Source organism: Streptococcus respiraculi (assembly GCF_003595525.1).
GTDB lineage: Bacteria > Bacillota > Bacilli > Lactobacillales > Streptococcaceae > Streptococcus > Streptococcus respiraculi.
In genome coordinates this window covers 917,217-934,824 of sequence record NZ_CP022680.1, presented here as the reverse complement: position 1 = coordinate 934,824, position 17,608 = coordinate 917,217, and the positions used below count along the sequence as shown (strand labels likewise).

The window sequence follows — 17,608 nt, the reverse complement described above, 5'->3', positions numbered from 1 at the left end:
GCGCTTGTTTCTGTTTCCGAGTTAAGATGAAAAAACGGTCCACCTTAAGTGCCTCGCTTCTCCATTTCTAGGCGTGGTGAAAAAACAGCCCACTGGGCTGTTTTTTTATGCTATACTATTAGTAACAGGAGGAGAATAAGATGAGCATTTATTCTGATGATAGTTTAACGTTGCACACGGATTTGTATCAAATCAATATGGCTCAGGTGTATTTTGAGCAGGGGATTCATGAAAAGCATGCGGTGTTTGAGGTTTATTTTAGAAAGTTACCTTTCCATAATGGGTACGCGGTCTTTGCTGGTTTGGAGCGGGTTGTTCATTATCTGTCAAACCTGTCATTTACTCAGACCGATTTAGACTATTTGCGGGAATTGGGGTATCCAGAAGATTTTCTAAGCTATTTAGATCAATTAACATTTTCCTTGACTGTCCGTTCTGCTAAAGAAGGGGACTTAGTCTTTGCCAATGAACCTATCATGCAAATCGAAGGGCCTCTCGCCCAATGTCAGTTGGTTGAAACAGCGATTCTCAATATCGTGAACTACCAAACCTTGATTGCGACCAAGGCGCGACGAATCAAGGCAATTTTGGAAGATGAACCACTCCTTGAATTTGGAACTAGACGTGCTCAGGAAATGGATGCCGCTATTTGGGGGACCCGTGCAGCCTTTATCGGTGGCGCTGGAGCAACTTCAAATGTCCGTGCAGGGAAAATCTTCGGGATTCCAGTAGCTGGTACCCATGCCCATGCCTTGGTACAAACCTACGGTAACGATTACGATTCTTTCAAAGCCTACGCATCTACCCATAAAAATTGTGTCTTCTTGGTTGACACCTATGATACCTTGCGTCTCGGTGTTCCTGCTGCCATTCGGGTTGCTAAGGAATTTGGCGATAAGATTAACTTCCTCGGTGTTCGTATTGACTCAGGCGACATGGCTTACATCTCTAAAAAAGTTCGCCAACAGCTTGACGATGCAGGCTATACAGAAGCTAAAATCTACGCTTCTAACGACCTTGACGAAAATACCATTTTGAACCTGAAAATGCAAAAGGCAAAAATCGATGTCTGGGGTGTTGGTACCAAGCTCATCACCGCTTATGATCAGCCAGCTTTAGGTGCGGTTTATAAGATTGTCTCCATCGAAGATGAAAATGGGAATATGCGAGATACCATTAAACTCTCTTCCAATGTAGAAAAAGTATCAACACCAGGGAAAAAACAAGTCTGGCGGATTACGAGTTGTGAAAAAGGCAAAACCGAAGGTGACTACATCACTTTTGCGGATACCGATGTGACTGAAATGCAGTCGATTCACATGTTCCACCCGACCTACACCTATATCAATAAAACAGTGACTGATTTTGAAGCAGTTCCTCTCTTGGTGGATATTTTTGATAAGGGTAAACTCGTCTACGAATTGCCAAGTCTACCAGATATTCAAGCCTATGCCAACACGCAATTTGACCAACTCTGGGACGAATACAAACGCATGCTCAATCCACAAGATTACCCAGTTGATTTGGCACAAGATGTCTGGGATCACAAGATGAATCTCATTCAGCAAGTGCGCAACCAAACTCGGTTGAGCCAAAAGGAGAATAAATGAGCCTACAAGAAACGATTATCAAGCAATTAGGTGTTCAACCAATCATCAATCCTCAGGAAGAAATCCGCAAGTCGATTGATTTCTTGAAAGATTACCTCAAAAAACATCCCTTTTTAAAAAGTTACGTTCTAGGCATTTCTGGCGGTCAAGATTCGACCTTGGCAGGTCGTTTGGCGCAACTAGCAATCGAAGAAATGAGGGCCGAAACAGGCAACGAAACCTACCAATTCATCGCAGTTCGCTTGCCTTACGGTATTCAAGCAGATGAAGATGATGCCCAGGCAGCCCTAAGCTTTATCAAGCCCGATGTTAGTCTAGTCGTCAATATTAAGGAGAGCGTGGACGCCATGACCAAGGCAGTCGAAGCTACTGGTTCTCATGTTTCAGACTTTAACAAGGGAAATATCAAAGCTAGAAGTCGCATGATTGCCCAGTATGCCCTTGCAGGGAGTTACGCTGGTGCGGTGATTGGGACTGACCATGCAGCTGAAAACATCACGGGCTTCTTCACCAAATTCGGTGACGGTGGCGCAGATATTCTTCCCCTTTTCCGCCTCAATAAACGCCAAGGGAAGGCTCTTTTGGCTGAACTCGGAGCAGACAAGGCCCTCTACGAGAAGGTTCCTACGGCTGATTTGGAAGAAGATAAACCAGGTCTAGCAGATGAGGTTGCGCTCGGTGTGACCTATGAAAACATCGATGATTACCTCGAAGGCAAGAACATCGATTCACAAGCCCAAACTATTATTGAGAATTGGTGGAAGAAGACTGAACACAAACGTCATCTACCAATCAGCATCTTTGATGATTTTTGGAAATAATATTCTGTAACATAGATAAGGCTGGGGAAATTCCAGCTTTTTTCTATTTTTCCAGTCCGTGCTTGAAGATTTTCCAAAAAGGTCTATAATAAGGCTTATAGAAAAGGAGAATCTTATGAACTCATTAAACCAATCATTAACTGATAAATTTTTTGCTGATTATGAAGCTAATCGTCAATTTTCAGCCATGGAAAATGCTGTGACGCACAATGGTATCTATGCTTCTCTTGAAAAACGGAGTAGCACCGTAGAAAACGATCCTGTCTTTTCCATTGATTTGACTAAGGATAAGGTCAGCAACCAAAAAGCATCTGGTCGTTGCTGGATGTTTGCTGCGCTCAATACCTTCCGCCACAAAATGATTGCTGGTTTCCAACTGGAGAATTTTGAACTCTCACAAGCCCACACCTTTTTCTGGGACAAATACGAAAAATCTAACTGGTTCTTGGAACAAATCCTTGCGACTGCTGCTCAAGAAGTGACCAGCCGTAAGGTTAAATTCCTCTTAGATGTGCCCCAACAAGATGGTGGTCAATGGGATATGGTCGTCTCTCTCTTTGAAAAATATGGCGTTGTACCAAAATCTGTCTACCCAGAATCGATTTCTTCTAGCAATAGCCGTGAACTCAATGCCGTCTTGAATAAATTGCTCCGCCAAGATGCACAAATCCTGCGTAACTTGGTCGCAAAAGGAGAAAGTCCTGAAATCATTCAAGCTAAAAAAGAAGAACTCTTGCAAGAAATCTTCAACTTCCTTGCCATGTCACTAGGCTTACCACCGCGTAACTTTGACTTTGCCTACCGTGATAAAGACAACAACTACCATAGCGAAACAGGCTTGACTCCGCAAGAATTTTACAAAAAATACGTGGATATTCAGCTAGACGACTACATATCCATCATCAATGCACCAACTGCTGATAAACCCTATGGCAAGTCTTATACTGTTGAAATGCTGGGAAATGTAGTGGGTAGCCGTCCTGTTCGTTACCTCAATGTTGAAATGGACCGCTTAAAGGAACTCGCCATTACCCAAATGCAGGCAGGAGAAACAGTCTGGTTTGGTTCTGATGTCGGTCAATCAAGCAACCGTAAAACAGGTGTAATGGCAAATGGCATGTACGATTTCACATCGAGCATGAACATCAATCTTCACCAAGATAAGGCAGGTCGCCTTGATTACAGTGAAAGTCTCATGACACATGCTATGGTCTTGACAGGTGTTGATCTCGATGAAAATGGCCAATCCCTCAAATGGAAGGTTGAAAATTCATGGGGAGATAAGGTTGGAGACAAGGGCTACTTTGTCGCAAGCGATAGCTGGATGGACGAGTACACCTACCAAATCGTTGTTCGCAAAGACTTCCTGACTAAAGAAGAACTCGCAGCCTATAATGCCGAACCGATTGTGCTTGCACCGTGGGATCCAATGGGAGCTTTGGCAAGTCAAAGCCTGTAGGCAGTCAAACATCCGTAATTAAAAAAAGAGGCTGGGACAAAAGTCCTTGCCTCCATTATTTTTGTAGCTTTTAACAGTTTGACGCATATCAATAGTCAGGGGAGTGACTATTGATACCTGAGCCTAGAAATTTGAAAGCGATGATTGTCTGGTTTGTATCACGTTGATAAATCAACATTCTACAAACCTAGTCAACCTTGCGGGGGTGGGACGACAAAATCGATTTCTACGAAATCACGATTTTTGTCCCACTCCCTTTTTTAATGCTCTACACCTCTCTATCGGCTTTTTTCAAGGCAGCAATCACGAGGACTATGTTATCTTGATATTGTTCCAGCAGAATTTCGGCTTCTGCTAAGCTCAACTGACCCAGCTGCATGAGAATGGCTTTTTTCACTTGTTGCTTGGACTTGATAAAGACCTCTTCTGCTTCTGTCGCACTACAGCCTGTTGTCTTTTGGATGATGTGCTTCGCGCGTGTAACTAATTTTGCATTGGTCGGCTGAACATCAACCATATAGCCTTTATAGACCTTGCCAAGCTGAATCATCGTAGCAGTCGAAATCATATTTAAAATCAACTTTTGTGCTGTCCCTGCCTTCATGCGACTCGAACCCGCCACCACTTCTGGTCCTACCAAGACTTCTATGGCAATTTCTGCTTCAGCAGATAAGGCAGCTCCTTTCACGCAGGAAATCGCTCCTGTCTTAGCGCCGATTTTTGTAGCATAGGCAAGGCCCGAAAGAACATAGGGTGTTCGTCCTGAAGCAGCTAAACCAATAACGATGTCCTTATCGCATAGCTGATGAGCCTGTAAGTCCTCTATCGCCGCAAGCTCCGCATCCTCTGCTCCTTCTTGAGCAGCCAAAATGGCTTTTGAACCGCCTGCAATGATCCCCTGTACCAAATCAGGGCTAACCCCATAGCTCGGAGGACATTCAGAAGCATCTAAAATGCCCAATCGGCCTGATGTCCCTGCGCCAATATAAAGGATTCGTCCTTGATTGCGGATACACTGAACTGCTTCTTCAACAAGGCAATTAACTTGTGGCAAGACCTGCGCTACTGCTTGGGCAACTGTTTGATCCTCCCGATTGATATAGGCGGTTAATTCCGCAATACTCATCTCTTCTATCGCAGCAGAGGCTGGATTGACTTGCTCAGTCGCTAAATAACTAATTTCCATGATAGTTCCTTTCATATTGTAAGCGTTCACTTATAGTATACACCTTTCTAGGACACTTGGAAGCTTTCAAGCTAAAAAAGAGGAAAAACTCCCTCTTTTTTAGCGATTTCTTTCCTCCAAATAATCTGCAATCGCAGCTACGTCCTTATCTCCTCGACCGGAGAGATTGACGATGATGATTTTATTCTTGTCTAATTGTGGAGCCCGCTTAATGGCTTCTGCAAGGGCGTGCGAACTTTCAATAGCTGGTAAAATTCCTTCTGTTCGGCTGAGAGTCAAGAGGGCATTAACGGCTTCATCGTCGGTCGCCGCAACATATTCCACTCGCCCACTTTCTTTAAAGAAAGCATGCTCTGGACCTACTCCTGGATAATCTAAGCCTGCTGAAATGGAGTAGACCGGGGCTACGCCACCTTGGTCATCAAAGAGGGCAATGGTCTTCATGCCATCCACAATCCCAATGCTTCCCTTGGTCATAGTTGCCGCATGCATACTGGTATCGACACCCTTTCCAGCAGCTTCAACGCCGACTAGGCCAACTGTTTCATCTGCCACATATTGAGAGAATGCCCCAATTGCATTTGACCCTCCGCCAACACAGGCCATGACATAGTCTGGCAGACGACCTTCTTTTTCCAAAATCTGGCGGCGAGATTCCAAACTAATCACCTTTTGAAATTCATGGACAATGGTTGGATACGGGTGCGGTCCAACCGCTGAACCCAAGACGTAGAAGGCTTCCAAATCCGCCATCCATGCCCCAAATGCTGCGTCTACCGCTTCTTTTAACGTTTGTGTACCCGCGGTTACCGCGTGTACCTTAGCTCCCATCATTTCCATACGAAAGACATTGAGACGTTGGCGCTTGACATCTTCAGCTCCCATGTAAATGTCACATCCCATTCCGAAGCGAGCCGCTACTGCAGCCGTTGCAACCCCATGTTGACCTGCTCCTGTCTCTGCAATCACCCGCGTTTTCCCCATGCGTTTCGCCAATAAAATCTGTCCTAGCACATTGTTTAATTTATGAGAACCGAGATGATTCAAATCCTCCCGTTTTAAATAAATCTTTGCACCACCCAGGTTTTTTGTCAAGGATTCCGCGAAGTAAAGCGGTGTTTCCCGACCCGAATAGTCCTTCAAATAGGTCTGGTACTCTGCTAAAAACTCTGGGTCCTTACGATAGGTTTCAAATGTCACTTCTAATTCATCGAGCAATACCTGAATCGCTTCTGGTACAAAGCTACCGCCAAATTGTCCAAAATATCCCTTTTCTGCCATTTTCTGCCTCTTTCTATTTTTCGTTACATTCTTATCCTGATTTATACCAACTTTATATTTTACACCCGCCATCGCTTGTTCATACTATTATCCTCCGTATAATCCTTCCTTGATAGCCATTTATTTTGTTTTAGTACTAGGCAACGAGTCGCAAGCATAACTGAAGTTAGGTAAGACGCGTTAACAACGTAATAAGGCAAAATAAATGGCTATCAAGCTACGAAAAAAGCCCCCGCATACAAAACATGTATGCGAGGGCGTCAATGACACGGTGCCACCTCACTTATGGAGATTGTCTAGAATATCTCCATATCTCAAGCTCCTCTATCAAGGAGTTGCACGGTAAGGGGTGCCAACCGAATTCTCATTGTTTTGAATTCAATACAGATCCTCAGCCCATTTCATAAACGTCCGCTGCTTGTTCGCAATACCCACAAGCTCCCTGAAAACTTCTCGTTTACTACTTCTTCTGATTAGTAAACATTATAGGGCTTCTTTTTTACTTTGTCAAGTGCTTTTTGAAAAAATCTTCATTTTTTGTAAAGGCTTTCTTCCAGACACGATAGGTCAGGTAGGCAAGAATTCCACCCAATGTATTGGTCCAGAGGTCATCAATTTCAAAGACGCGACCAACATCAAAGAGGAAGTCCAGCAAGAGCTGGGTACACTCGATGAATAGACTGATTAAAAAGCTATAAGTGATAACCGCTCGAAGGCTCTGCCATTTTTTAAAAAGAAACACAAAAGCTAAGACGATAGGATAGAGCAGAAAAATATTGGTCAGATTTTGAAGCAAAACCAGCCACCAATCAGCCAGACTGTCCAGCTTATCAGCATTCACAAAACTATTAAACGGAATTGGTAAAATATAGAGGCTACCGATTTGGACGATGCCTGGCGTAGAAAACATCTTGTACTGAGGGTAAATATTTTGTGGCAGAAAGCACATGCAACAGATTACAAGAGCATAAATCCGCGCTAAGAACAAGGTTATTTTTCGACCAAGAAGAGTCAATTCTCCGTCTTTTTGGAAGAGTTGTTTCATGCCTTAATGCCTGCTTTTGCCTTGGCTGCTGCGATGCGGGCACGCGCTGATTCGCGGTCTTTTTTCATGGTGTTGGAACGCAACTGACCGCAGGCTGCATCAATATCGGTACCATGTTCCTGACGGACAACGCAGTTGACACCATTTTTCTTAAGGCAATCATAGAAGGCTGCCACACGTTCTGGCGTAGAGCGACTATACTGATCATGCTCACTGACAGGATTGTAGGGAATCAAATTGACATAAGACAACTTACGAATTTTCTTGGTCAAATCTGCCAATTCTTGCGCCTGTTCTACACCGTCATTGACTTCGTTGAGCATGATGTACTCAAAGGTTACACGGCGGTTTGTCGTTTCAATATAATCTTCAATCGCTTCAAATAAGACCTCGATTGGAAACTTGCGGTTAATTCGCATGATACTTGAGCGAATATCGTTATTCGGTGCGTGAAGAGAAACGGCAAGATTGACCTGCACACCTTCTCGCGCAAATTCACGGATCTTCGGTGCTAATCCAGAGGTAGACACCGTGATATGACGAGCTCCGATTGCCATTCCCTTGTCATCATTGACAATCCGTAAGAAATTAAGGACATTATCATAGTTGTCAAAAGGTTCTCCAATCCCCATGACCACGATATGGCTGACACGTTCACCTTGATTGCGATCGTCAAAATACTTCTGCACTAGCATAATCTGCGCCATGATTTCTCCGCTATTCAAATCCCGTTGCTTGCGAATCAAGCCAGAAGCGCAGAAGGTACAGCCAATATTACAGCCAACCTGGGTCGTCACGCAGACAGATAAACCATAATGTTGCCGCATCAAAACGGTCTCAATCAGCATACCGTCAGGCAATTCAAAGAGGTATTTGACTGTCCCGTCTTTTGATTCCTGCACGATGCGTTGCTTGAGAGGGTTGACAACAAAGTGGTCATTGAGTTTTGCAATCAAGTCCTTCGAAAGATTGGTCATCTCTTCAAAGGTCTGGACACGCTGGCGATACAGCCACTCCCAAATCTGAGTTGCTCGGAATTTTTTTTCGTCTTGTTCCAATACCCAGTCCGTCAAATCAGTACGGCTCAGGCTATAAATCGATGGTTTCATAGGTCTCCTACTTTTGACGAATCACAAAGCCACGTTTGTTTTCTTGTGGTTCACGCTGATTCTTTTTCTTGTTTTGTTTTTTACTACGTTCTGGTTTGGTTTGCTTTTGCGAACGTTGATTTTGTTTATCGCTTTTTTCTTTTACGGTAAATGAACGCTGAGGCTTACGATTATTCCTACTGCGACGTCTGCGGGTTGGACGTTCTTCCACTTCCACTGGTGGTTCCTGCGGTTCATGATTTTCCAAGACAAAATAGGCACAGCCAAAGTTACAAAACTCGGTCAAATAATCATCCAAACGACTGATTTTCAAATCAGACTTTACTGCCTTTTCATCTTTGTAAAAGCCTTTCAAACGGAGCTGTTCGTTGCCCCAGTCTCCCACAATGTAATCAAATTTTAACATGAGGGGAGAAAATCGTTGACCAAAAGCCGTCGGGTCAAAGGCTTCACGATAGTCATCCAATAAGTCTAATTCAATATTTTCTGCGACAACCTTGTCCCCAACACGGGCAAAACTTGGACCAGGAAATTTATTATAATTGTACAATTCAGGTGCGATTTCCTTTTTCATCACTCCTCCTTTTCTCTTTTTTTCTATCTAACCTTATTATTATAACATGATTTAGCATCAGATTGATAGAGACAAGACGTATAAGAGAATTTTCAGAACATTCTCATCTCCAATCCATGTGGCAACTTTTCGATATCCTCTTAGGTATTAGTGGATTGAGAACCAAACACGGACTAAGAGCTGTGCTCGGGCTATTTCCAGCCTTCCACAATTCTCAATTGCAAGGGGACGAGCTAAGCTCGGGCTATTTCCAACCTTCCACAATTCTCAATTGCAAAGGGCGAGCTAAGCTCGGGCTATTTCCAACCTTCCACAATTCTCAATTGCAAAGGGCGAGCTAAGCTCGGGCTATTTCCAACCTTCCACAATTCTTAATTGCAAGGGGCGAGCTAAGCTCGGGCTATTTCCAACCTTCCACAATTCTTAATTGCAAGGGGACGAGCTAAGCTCGGGCTATTTCCAACCTTCCACAATTCTCAATTGTGGAAGCTAGTCAGATTTTGATTTTTATAGAGTATAACGATGTCCTAACCTTTATTCAATTCACTATAGTGCTAACGCAAGCAACCTCTTCTACTAGTTGAGGACTAGCAAAAAAGAGCCTTTTACTGGCTCTTGGTTTTCTTGAGGTAGTCAATGGCATCTTTGACATTGGTCACAGGTACGACCTTGATGTCTAATTTGTCCTTTTTAACAGCCTCCATTGCTTCTTCATAGTTGGTTTTAGCATCTGGTTTTTGCTTCAAAATCTCTTTGTCAACAGGGTTATTCGGGACAAAGAAAATACTTGCTCCTGCTTTGGCCGCAGAGAGAACTTTCTTGTCTGCTCCACCGATATCTCCGACTGAACCGTCTTGCTCAATGGTACCAGTTCCTGCAATCATGCGACCGTCCCGCAAATCAGGATCCGCCAACTGGGTATAAATGGCAAGCGTAAACATCAAGCCTGCACTAGGACCACCGATATTGCCTGTCTGGAAGTCAATCTTCTCACTACTTTTCACTTCAGTATGGTCAACCAGACCAATCCCAATCCCATTTTTACCATTTGCTAACTTGATGATTTTTCCGTCTGCTGTCTGTTCTTGGCCTCCACTCAAATAACCGACCTTGACGTCGCTACCAAGTTTCAAACCGCTGACGTATTCAATCAATTCAGGTGAACTCTTAAAGGTCTTGCCATTGACACTGACTACGGTATCTGCAATATTCAAGATATTCTTAAAAGTTGAATCATCCGTTACATTCAAAACGTAAACCCCGAAAAATTCCAGAGACGTTTCTTTCTTCGCCAAGGTCAAGCCTTGGTATTTGGCCATATTTTGCGATGTTTCCATGTAGAATTGGCTGATACGATAAAATTCTTCCGTATTCGCACCACCGGCTAATTCTTCCTTGGAAATAATGTCTGAGTGCGAATCAAGAGCTGCAAACAAGAGCTGAACAGCCGTTGCAGGCTTGACCTGTACGTAGACAAAGTTATAAGAACCTGGCTTGTTATCTTTTTTATCACCAACTGTTAATACCGACCGGATATCCGATGCACCACCAGGACTTTCGATATAGTAGGGAAGTGGGAAAAGAAAAGCCCCCCATAATAAAATAGTTGATACGACAAGCGAGAGAATCAGGAGTAATTTTCTATTTTTTTTCATTCTTGTTTAGCTCCTTGCTAATATTTTTAGGTACATAGAGGCTGATATCTTGGCCAAATTGGAGCAATTCCCGCACCTGACTAGAAGAGACAAACTTGTACTCGGGCTTTGCTAACAGATAAATGGTCTCGATTTCTGGAGCTAAAGCGCGATTGTAAAAATCAAAACTCAATTCGTATTCCAAATCAATGCCATTGCGTAGACCACGCACCAAGTAGCGTGCACCGATTTTGCGCGCCACATCAACCACCAACTCATCTTGGCTAACCAATACCTTGACGTTCGGCATATCGGCAACTGCTTCTTCAATCAAGCGTTTGCGCACTTCACTCGTCAAGAGTCCCCGCTTATGCGGATTGACAAAGATCCCCACATAGAGGACATCAAACATGTGACTGGCACGCTCAATCAAGTCCAAATGCCCATTTGTAAGTGGATCAAATGACCCTGTAAAAAGTCCGATTTTATCTGACATAGACCGTTACCTTGCTGATTCCATAAATTTTTTCTTTCCAGATTCCCAAATCTGCGATTTCTTCTGGAAGTTGGACCTGCTTATCCGTCTCACAAACCACCATGACCTCTTCTGCCAGTAAATTTTTCTGACATAAGCTCGTGACCGTCTCAACAATCGTTTCCTTGGCGTAAGGTGGGTCTAAAAAGACGAGGTCAAACGGACCTTTGACGACCTGCAAGGCTTGGTTGGCTTCCATTTGTAACAGTTGAAACTTACCTGCCTCCTTGGTCATGGCAATGTTTTCTTTGATAATCGCCTGCGCCTGTCGGTCACGTTCTACCAGAACAGCCTGCGCCATGCCCCGTGAAACAGCCTCAATAGACAAGCCACCGCTTCCTGCAAACAAGTCTAGAACACGACCCCCGTTAAAATAAGGACCAATCATGTTAAACATAGCACCTCGGACCTTGTCTGAGGTCGGACGTGTCGTCTTTCCTGGCAAGGTTTTGAGGGGTCTTCCGCCATAATTTCCAGAAATAATTCTCATAGTTCTTATTATAGCACAACTAAAAGCGCAAACCTATCCCAAAAGTATAGAACTGAGGAATCGTCTCTGGTTTTGACTGTTTACACTCCTTTTTCGGCCATGAAAGAAGAGGCCGAACAACTAGTGAACCACCTCAATCCTTAGACAGAACAGCTAACGATTGGGATACGCTTCACTAGGCCCTAACCTCTTTTTTCTATCGGCTATACCAAGCGATGCCTTCTTGCTTCCAGCCACGATTTGCTAAGACTTTGTATTCATTTGCATCTTTGGTATACAAGTGTTTCTTCAAACCTGGGTGATAGAGACGGTAAATTTTGACATCTCCGTAAGAACGGTAAGCAACACCCTCTTGTTTCCAACCACGATTTGCTAAAACCTTATATTCATTCGCATCAATTGTATAAAGATGAACTTTGAGCCCTGGATGATAGAGGCGGTAGACTGGCTTTCCTTTCTGTGTCTCTGTCTTCCACGAAATTCCTTCATACTGCCAACCACGCTGAGACAAGACTGTCTTTTCATTGCTATCTTTGGTGTAGAGGTGAACTCTTAAACCTGGATGGTAGAGGCGGTAAACAGGAACAGTCGTATCTGTTGCTTGTGCCCCTGCCTTTGGTTTTACTGGCTTTACTGGCTTTACTGGCTTTACTGGCTTTACTGGCTTTACTGGCTTTACTGGTTTGACGCTATTTGATTTGGTAGAGGGCGGAGCAGGCTTGGTGTGGCTTGGCTTGGTTACAGGTGGTTTAGCCACTCCTTTCGCTTTTGCCAAGGCATCTTGCACTTGCTTCAACCGGTCTTGAGCCACAGCCAAAGTTGCTTTTGCCTCTTTTAACTGATCTGTTACAATTTCATAGGCAGCTTGTTTCTTCTGAAGCTCAGCAGCAGCTTGATTTGCCTCCTCTAAAATCGCCTCTCTTGTATTTGGATTGACGATTTCTGTCTGATTAAAGCTACTTCCTTGGTTGATATTTTCTTGCGGTACTAGAATAAGGCGAAGACCTGCGCTTGATACAGCTAAACCAAGATAAGAAGGTGTTTCATCATTTAATCCAACGATTCGAACGGCATCATCCCACTTCTCACTATCTACTAACCATGACAAGATGGCTTCATAAAGCCCCGCTTTAAGATTATCCATGGTTGCAGATTTTGCGCTTGCTGCTACAAGGTCTGTATAGGCTGGCACCTGTTCGCCTCGAGCAGATTTTAAACCTAGACTTGCTGCAATAGTAGCTGTATCTTGACTTGACGACTGAGCTGTTGCTGCTAACTGCTGCGCACCTTCTGAAACAATCACTTTATGAGTTCCTGCTTGGCTTCTCAACTGATTGATGACATCCGCCGCAAAATGCGCCAATTCTTTCTTTTGTTCCTCCGTCAGTTGAGCGGGGTTAACCGTTCTAACCTGATCATCAGGATTGCTTTTAAATGAATTAGCAGCACGCTCCCCAGCCTTTAACTCTTTTAGGTGATTGCGTGCCTCTTGTTCGGCAGCATCTGTTACATTATACTCCTCTAAAGACGCGATGTATTCTGCTGATAACACCATTTGATTGATGGCATTCACTTTTCGTTGGGCCCGTTCTAAGCGTTCTTTTGCCTCTTTGTAAGGTGCTTCTGCCTGATTGACTTCATTAGCCAAGCGATTTACTTCTGCCTGAGTTGCTTGAACCTCTGCTTCTGCCTTTTTTACTGCTTGATCTAGCTGCGCTTGAGACGGCTGATGAATCTCGGTGACGGTTGCCACTGCTGCCGATGGTTGAGCTGCTCCTAAGACTAAAGCTGTGAGCAAGACCAACCCTGTATATTTTTTCATGTTTTACCTTTCAAATGTGTCTACTTCTAGTTAGCCACTGTTTTCACTTTGCCATCCCAGGCATTCAAACCATAGCTAAGAATATAAATTTCGTTAAATCCTTGCTTTTTCAATAGCAGAGCTGCTTGAGTAACCAACTGTCCGCGATCATTTTCATACAACAAGACAGGCTTATCTTTCCGAAGGGCTGCAAGACTTTGTTTCAATTGTTGATAAGGGATATTACGGGCACCCATAATATGTTTTTTATGGTATTCTCCTGGCTCTCGCACATCAATTAGCTGGCTGGTATGAATTTTTTCCGCAAATTCATGGTTTTCTACTACTTTTGCGGCTTGGCGCAAGCGCCAGTAATTGAACCCCATCCAAGCCCCTAGTAATACGAGAAATCCTAGTAATACATATAATGTTGACATTTAACTCTCCTTTTTCTCTTGATACTCTGACTCCAAGCGATGTTCGCGTCTTAAAACCAATTCAGCTTCCATATACTCCATACGGTCTAGCACTCCCGCTTGATACAAACCATGCAACTCAATCTGCATCAACTCGATATCATAGAGCCGATTTCCCATATAGATAATAATTCCAAAACGCTTTAACAATTGCTGTACATCATAAAGTTTCGTCATAAAAAAAGTGTAGCAAAACTTCAAAGATAATGCAACAGCGAGTAGACAATCCTTACATTTCACCAGCGCAAACCAGACAAGCCACGATCTCTAGTTTCTAGGCTCAGGTATCAATAGTCACTCTCTTGACTATTGATATACATCAAGCTATTTAAACGATCAAAAAGAAACGAGACCGGATACTTTTGTTCCAGCCTCATTTTCGTATCATATGGTGATACTCTATAAAATGTCAGAATCCACTCAAACTATACCGCTCTAAAACAGTCATGCGGGTATACTCTTAGTAAGTTCGTTTGGGAATAGTTGACATATCTTCTTTCCATAATCGTTAAAAATGGGAGTAGCGCTAGGTTGTTCCTCCCATTCTGCTTATTCATTGCTACTATCTATTGACGGAAATAGCTACTCTGTTAATCGTATGGCGACGTCCCCGAATTGCTACCGACATGGCAAAGATATTTTCCACGTTAGCCAAGCCCCCATAACCTGCATCGCCGATATGCTGGATATCCACTCCTGCAATTTTGTTACGGATCGCCAAATCTTCAATCACGCGCTCTGTCGCACCTTCTTGACTAGTTCCAATCGCTGACATGACGAGTGCACCATTTGCATGGGCAAACTGAACAATTTTAACTAATTCTTCATCAGTAAAGCCAGGAACAGTGCCGACAGCTGGTACAAGAACAATGTCTGCTCCAGCATCGATAAATTCTTTCATAATCTCAAGATTGGACACCGGCTCATTTGCGCCTGCTCCGTGCATTTTCCCAGCAATAATCAGACCATTAAAATGCTCTCTAGCCACTCGAATATAGTGGGCAATCTGTTTATTTGAAACACCTGTTCCTGGATTTCCTGTTAGGCAAACAAAATCTAAGCCTAGCTCATTTGCTGCTTGCAAGGTTTCAACGGTACAGATTCGTCCTTCCTCCAAGGTAATGCGTCCTTCTAACATCGCCACATCTGCATCAATCGGTTCTAGATTCGCACCGATTGGACGTCCTACTAATTCCTTTAACTTGTGGATAACCTCTTTTGACTCTCCTTCGATACCGTAGACAACTGGATGGAAACAATCAAAACCATTTAGGAGCATCAAATCTGCACCAAATGCACGTGCGATTTCAGCATTACTCAGATTTCCTCCACAAGACGGTCTTGAGGCAACCATTTCTGAACAAATGGTTCGTCCTTCTCCTGCTTGAATTGCTTGTTTTAATTCTTTTCTATCGTAGGATAAAAAGTCACTTGTTGTACAGTCTAAAATTCGTTTTACCATCATTATTCCTCTTTCTTAATCTTTCTGTTCTTGTTCTAACACTGTCTTGAGACGAGCTAGGGCTAAGCCGTAAATACAGGTGTTCATCTTTAAATCATCTAAATCAATCCATTCATCTGGCAGATGTGCAATATCTGTCTGTCCAGGATAGCTCGGACCATAGGCAATGATATTCGGCACAATTTTTGCAAAAGTCCCTCCGGTCGTTGTCACTGGTGTTGCATCATTTCCTGTACACTCATTGTAGACTTGTTGCAGGGTTTGCACATAGCAAGATGACTTATCATACAAGACTGGATCCCAATTACTCACTATCTCGATATGGATGGTCGGCGGTAGATGCGTTTCAATTTGTGCTACCAGTTGCTCCTTGGTGCAACTAGCTGGATAGCTGATTGAAAATTCAAAGGAATGCCCCCATTCTTTCCTTAGCTGGTAGCCTCTCATCACAACGGTACCAAAGTCTTCATCTGAAAAATCAATACCCAACTTTCGACCGTCATTTGTTGAAGACAAGATAAAATCATTGATAAACTGATAGAAGTCATTCACATAATCTTCAGAACTCGATAGACGGATCCTTACACGCCCTCTTTCTCCATACACAACTGGCCATTTACAGTCAGGCGTCCAGCCAAATAGAGGAGGCTCCTCCTTGGTCAGATAATGAGTCACACACTTGAAACCTGTCTCTTCATTAGTCCCAAATACAATACGGATGGGATAGGGAAATTCTATCCCTAGTTCTTTTAACACATATAAGGCAAATAAATTGGTCAAAATAGGACCTTTATTGTCCAAAACACCTCGGCCATACATACGATTGTTCTCAATTTCGCAGCCCAGAGGTTCATGCTTCCAGCCTTCACCAATCGGCACCACATCGACATGTCCAAAAACCCCAATATATCCAGCTGGATGATCTTCTCCATATTGAGCATAGCCAACCTTATGATCCACATTTTTGGTCCTAAAGCCCAGCTCTTCTGCTATGGTTAAAACTTCCAATAAGGCTGCTTTAGGACCTGCACCAAATGGTGCCTCAGGGCTTGCTTCCCCTTCTATACTATACACAGAAACCAAGCGTTTAATGGCAGCCTGCAATTGTGGTTGAATCTCTTCTAATCGTTTTATCAGCAAGCTTTCATTCATCTTCTCCTCCTTCTTTTTTAGCAATGAGGGGCTGCATGCGATCTGCCAAATAGCTATCCAACCATTCTTGGTCTGCTATGAAATGCTCCATTCGTTGCCCTTCTCTCTTAGTGCGGTAAACAATTGTACCTTCTGTCTCGGTCGCCACCACAAATGAAAAGTTGTCAATTGTAGATGCACAACCCCAACGTCCATTTTTATCCATCGCTACAACAGATATATCTCCTGCCTGCCCTCTGCGATCAACTAATTCTTTCTCCAAAGAAAAGGTCGCGAGTTCACATGCTTCTTGCGGATGTTTTCCTTCTTTCATCAGGCGTACAATTTCATAGGAAAGGATTCCTTTCATGATATCCTCACCTAATCCCGTAGCGCTTGCGCCACCTATCTGACTATCAACATACAAGCCCGAACCGATAAATGGTGAATCTCCAACTCGACCTTGCTTTTTCATAAACAAGCCGCTGGTCGAAGTCCCTGCGACCATTTTTCCTGCTACATCAAGTGCAACCATACCGACTGTATCATGCCCAGCGTAAGGCACTAACTGCTCTTGCTGCATATCCACTAGTCGATTGTGATAATGAATTTTAGCTCGATCTGTCAACATCTCCTTTTGCTCAAATCCCTCTTTTTGAGCATAGGCATATGCCCCTTGAGCCACCAAGACATTATTGACCGACTGTGTGCTTAGTTTTCTAGCTACAGAAATGGGGTTGGCAATATCCTTTAGGGCACATACTGCTCCAAAGTCAAAACTGCTCCCATCCATATAAGCAGCATCTAATTCCACTTCCATTTCTTCATTTGGTAGGCCACCGTAGCCTACAGACTTGTAGTATGGAAAATCTTCCACTGCTTTAATGGCTTCTTCAATGGCATCTCCAGCCGATTGATGATTGGCTAATAAGGCGCGTGATTGTTCCACACCTTCTAAGGCCATTCGCCAAGTAGCAATCATCCCCCACATAGA

At 43.5% G+C, this 17,608-nt stretch carries 17 protein-coding genes; 3 read left to right on the top strand and 14 right to left on the bottom strand.

Features of this window, described 5'->3' with window-relative positions:
• Positions 1–146: 146 nt before the first annotated feature.
• The 3 genes from CHF41_RS04745 to pepC all read left to right on the top strand — a co-directional run bounded on the left by CHF41_RS04745 (position 147) and on the right by pepC (position 3,890).
• Positions 147–1,610 (top strand): nicotinate phosphoribosyltransferase, encoded by a 1,464-nt coding sequence (locus tag CHF41_RS04745; RefSeq protein WP_162911954.1) that lies wholly within the window; start codon positions 147–149, stop codon positions 1,608–1,610.
• A complete protein-coding gene (gene nadE / locus CHF41_RS04740; RefSeq protein ID WP_119876216.1) occupies positions 1,607–2,431 on the top strand; it encodes an ammonia-dependent NAD(+) synthetase in 825 nt (274 codons plus the stop codon). Before CHF41_RS04745 ends, nadE begins: the two co-directional genes overlap by 4 nt.
• A 115-nt stretch (positions 2,432–2,546) precedes the next feature.
• Positions 2,547–3,890 carry an aminopeptidase C gene (gene pepC / locus CHF41_RS04735; protein ID WP_119876215.1) on the top strand — a complete coding sequence of 448 codons (1,344 nt, stop codon included), beginning with the start codon at positions 2,547–2,549 and terminating at the stop codon, positions 3,888–3,890.
• 268 nt (positions 3,891–4,158) lie between these two features.
• Here the strand turns inward: pepC and murQ are convergent, their stop codons facing one another.
• The 14 genes from murQ to CHF41_RS04650 all read right to left on the bottom strand — a co-directional run bounded on the left by murQ (position 4,159) and on the right by CHF41_RS04650 (position 17,605).
• Positions 4,159–5,076, bottom strand: coding sequence for an N-acetylmuramic acid 6-phosphate etherase (gene murQ, locus CHF41_RS04725; RefSeq protein ID WP_119876214.1), 918 nt, complete (start codon positions 5,074–5,076; stop codon positions 4,159–4,161).
• Positions 5,077–5,175: 99 nt separating this feature from the next.
• Positions 5,176–6,357, bottom strand: coding sequence for a tryptophan synthase subunit beta (gene trpB / locus CHF41_RS04720; RefSeq protein WP_119876213.1), 1,182 nt, complete (start codon positions 6,355–6,357; stop codon positions 5,176–5,178).
• Between the two features lie 499 nt (positions 6,358–6,856).
• Positions 6,857–7,402 (bottom strand): VanZ family protein, encoded by a 546-nt coding sequence (locus CHF41_RS04715; protein ID WP_119876212.1) that lies wholly within the window; start codon positions 7,400–7,402, stop codon positions 6,857–6,859.
• Positions 7,399–8,511 carry a dual-specificity RNA methyltransferase RlmN gene (gene rlmN, locus CHF41_RS04710; protein WP_119876211.1) on the bottom strand — a complete coding sequence of 371 codons (1,113 nt, stop codon included), beginning with the start codon at positions 8,509–8,511 and terminating at the stop codon, positions 7,399–7,401. The genes CHF41_RS04715 and rlmN overlap by 4 nt, the downstream gene beginning before the upstream one ends.
• 7 nt (positions 8,512–8,518) lie before the next feature.
• Positions 8,519–9,085 carry a YutD family protein gene (locus CHF41_RS04705; RefSeq protein ID WP_119876210.1) on the bottom strand — a complete coding sequence of 189 codons (567 nt, stop codon included), beginning with the start codon at positions 9,083–9,085 and terminating at the stop codon, positions 8,519–8,521.
• A gap of 605 nt (positions 9,086–9,690) precedes the next feature.
• Positions 9,691–10,740, bottom strand: a complete 1,050-nt coding sequence (locus tag CHF41_RS04700) for a SepM family pheromone-processing serine protease (protein ID WP_119876209.1) — start codon at positions 10,738–10,740, stop codon at positions 9,691–9,693.
• Positions 10,727–11,215 (bottom strand): pantetheine-phosphate adenylyltransferase, encoded by a 489-nt coding sequence (gene coaD / locus CHF41_RS04695; protein WP_119876208.1) that lies wholly within the window; start codon positions 11,213–11,215, stop codon positions 10,727–10,729. Before coaD ends, CHF41_RS04700 begins: the two co-directional genes overlap by 14 nt.
• Positions 11,205–11,744: a 16S rRNA (guanine(966)-N(2))-methyltransferase RsmD gene (rsmD, locus tag CHF41_RS04690; RefSeq protein ID WP_119876207.1), complete on the bottom strand. Its 540-nt coding sequence runs from the start codon at positions 11,742–11,744 to the stop codon at positions 11,205–11,207. Before rsmD ends, coaD begins: the two co-directional genes overlap by 11 nt.
• 196 nt (positions 11,745–11,940) lie before the next feature.
• The gene (locus CHF41_RS04675) at positions 11,941–13,566 is read right to left on the bottom strand and encodes an SEC10/PgrA surface exclusion domain-containing protein (RefSeq protein ID WP_162911919.1); all 1,626 of its coding nucleotides are present in this window, start codon (positions 13,564–13,566) and stop codon (positions 11,941–11,943) included.
• Between the two features lie 26 nt (positions 13,567–13,592).
• Positions 13,593–13,982 (bottom strand): rhodanese-like domain-containing protein, encoded by a 390-nt coding sequence (locus CHF41_RS04670; protein ID WP_119876206.1) that lies wholly within the window; start codon positions 13,980–13,982, stop codon positions 13,593–13,595.
• Positions 13,983–14,198 (bottom strand): YqgQ family protein, encoded by a 216-nt coding sequence (locus tag CHF41_RS04665; RefSeq protein WP_119877137.1) that lies wholly within the window; start codon positions 14,196–14,198, stop codon positions 13,983–13,985. It abuts the gene before it with no gap.
• Positions 14,199–14,583: 385 nt separating this feature from the next.
• On the bottom strand, positions 14,584–15,483 hold the full coding sequence (locus CHF41_RS04660; protein WP_119877136.1) for a DUF7916 family protein: 900 nt from the start codon (positions 15,481–15,483) through the stop codon (positions 14,584–14,586).
• Between the two features lie 15 nt (positions 15,484–15,498).
• Positions 15,499–16,635, bottom strand: coding sequence for a Sapep family Mn(2+)-dependent dipeptidase (locus CHF41_RS04655; RefSeq protein WP_119876205.1), 1,137 nt, complete (start codon positions 16,633–16,635; stop codon positions 15,499–15,501).
• On the bottom strand, positions 16,628–17,605 hold the full coding sequence (locus tag CHF41_RS04650) for a glycosylasparaginase (protein ID WP_119876204.1): 978 nt from the start codon (positions 17,603–17,605) through the stop codon (positions 16,628–16,630). The genes CHF41_RS04655 and CHF41_RS04650 overlap by 8 nt, the downstream gene beginning before the upstream one ends.
• Positions 17,606–17,608 lie beyond the last annotated feature (3 nt).

Excerpts from the sequence above, each read along its gene's own strand:
- CHF41_RS04700 (WP_119876209.1), bottom strand. The coding sequence starts at position 10,740 with ATGAAAAAAAATAGAAAATTACTCCTGATTCTCTCGCTTGTCGTATCA.
- CHF41_RS04660 (WP_119877136.1), bottom strand. The coding sequence starts at position 15,483 with ATGGTAAAACGAATTTTAGACTGTACAACAAGTGACTTTTTATCCTAC.
- CHF41_RS04675 (WP_162911919.1), bottom strand. The coding sequence starts at position 13,566 with ATGAAAAAATATACAGGGTTGGTCTTGCTCACAGCTTTAGTCTTAGGA.
- CHF41_RS04665 (WP_119877137.1), bottom strand. The coding sequence starts at position 14,198 with ATGACGAAACTTTATGATGTACAGCAATTGTTAAAGCGTTTTGGAATT.
- CHF41_RS04705 (WP_119876210.1), bottom strand. The coding sequence starts at position 9,085 with ATGAAAAAGGAAATCGCACCTGAATTGTACAATTATAATAAATTTCCT.
- CHF41_RS04715 (WP_119876212.1), bottom strand. The coding sequence starts at position 7,402 with ATGAAACAACTCTTCCAAAAAGACGGAGAATTGACTCTTCTTGGTCGA.
- rlmN (WP_119876211.1), bottom strand. The coding sequence starts at position 8,511 with ATGAAACCATCGATTTATAGCCTGAGCCGTACTGATTTGACGGACTGG.
- CHF41_RS04670 (WP_119876206.1), bottom strand. The coding sequence starts at position 13,982 with ATGTCAACATTATATGTATTACTAGGATTTCTCGTATTACTAGGGGCT.
- murQ (WP_119876214.1), bottom strand. The coding sequence starts at position 5,076 with ATGGAAATTAGTTATTTAGCGACTGAGCAAGTCAATCCAGCCTCTGCT.
- CHF41_RS04655 (WP_119876205.1), bottom strand. The coding sequence starts at position 16,635 with ATGAATGAAAGCTTGCTGATAAAACGATTAGAAGAGATTCAACCACAA.
- nadE (WP_119876216.1), top strand. The coding sequence starts at position 1,607 with ATGAGCCTACAAGAAACGATTATCAAGCAATTAGGTGTTCAACCAATC.
- coaD (WP_119876208.1), bottom strand. The coding sequence starts at position 11,215 with ATGTCAGATAAAATCGGACTTTTTACAGGGTCATTTGATCCACTTACA.
- rsmD (WP_119876207.1), bottom strand. The coding sequence starts at position 11,744 with ATGAGAATTATTTCTGGAAATTATGGCGGAAGACCCCTCAAAACCTTG.
- CHF41_RS04650 (WP_119876204.1), bottom strand. The coding sequence starts at position 17,605 with ATGTGGGGGATGATTGCTACTTGGCGAATGGCCTTAGAAGGTGTGGAA.
- trpB (WP_119876213.1), bottom strand. The coding sequence starts at position 6,357 with ATGGCAGAAAAGGGATATTTTGGACAATTTGGCGGTAGCTTTGTACCA.
- pepC (WP_119876215.1), top strand. The coding sequence starts at position 2,547 with ATGAACTCATTAAACCAATCATTAACTGATAAATTTTTTGCTGATTAT.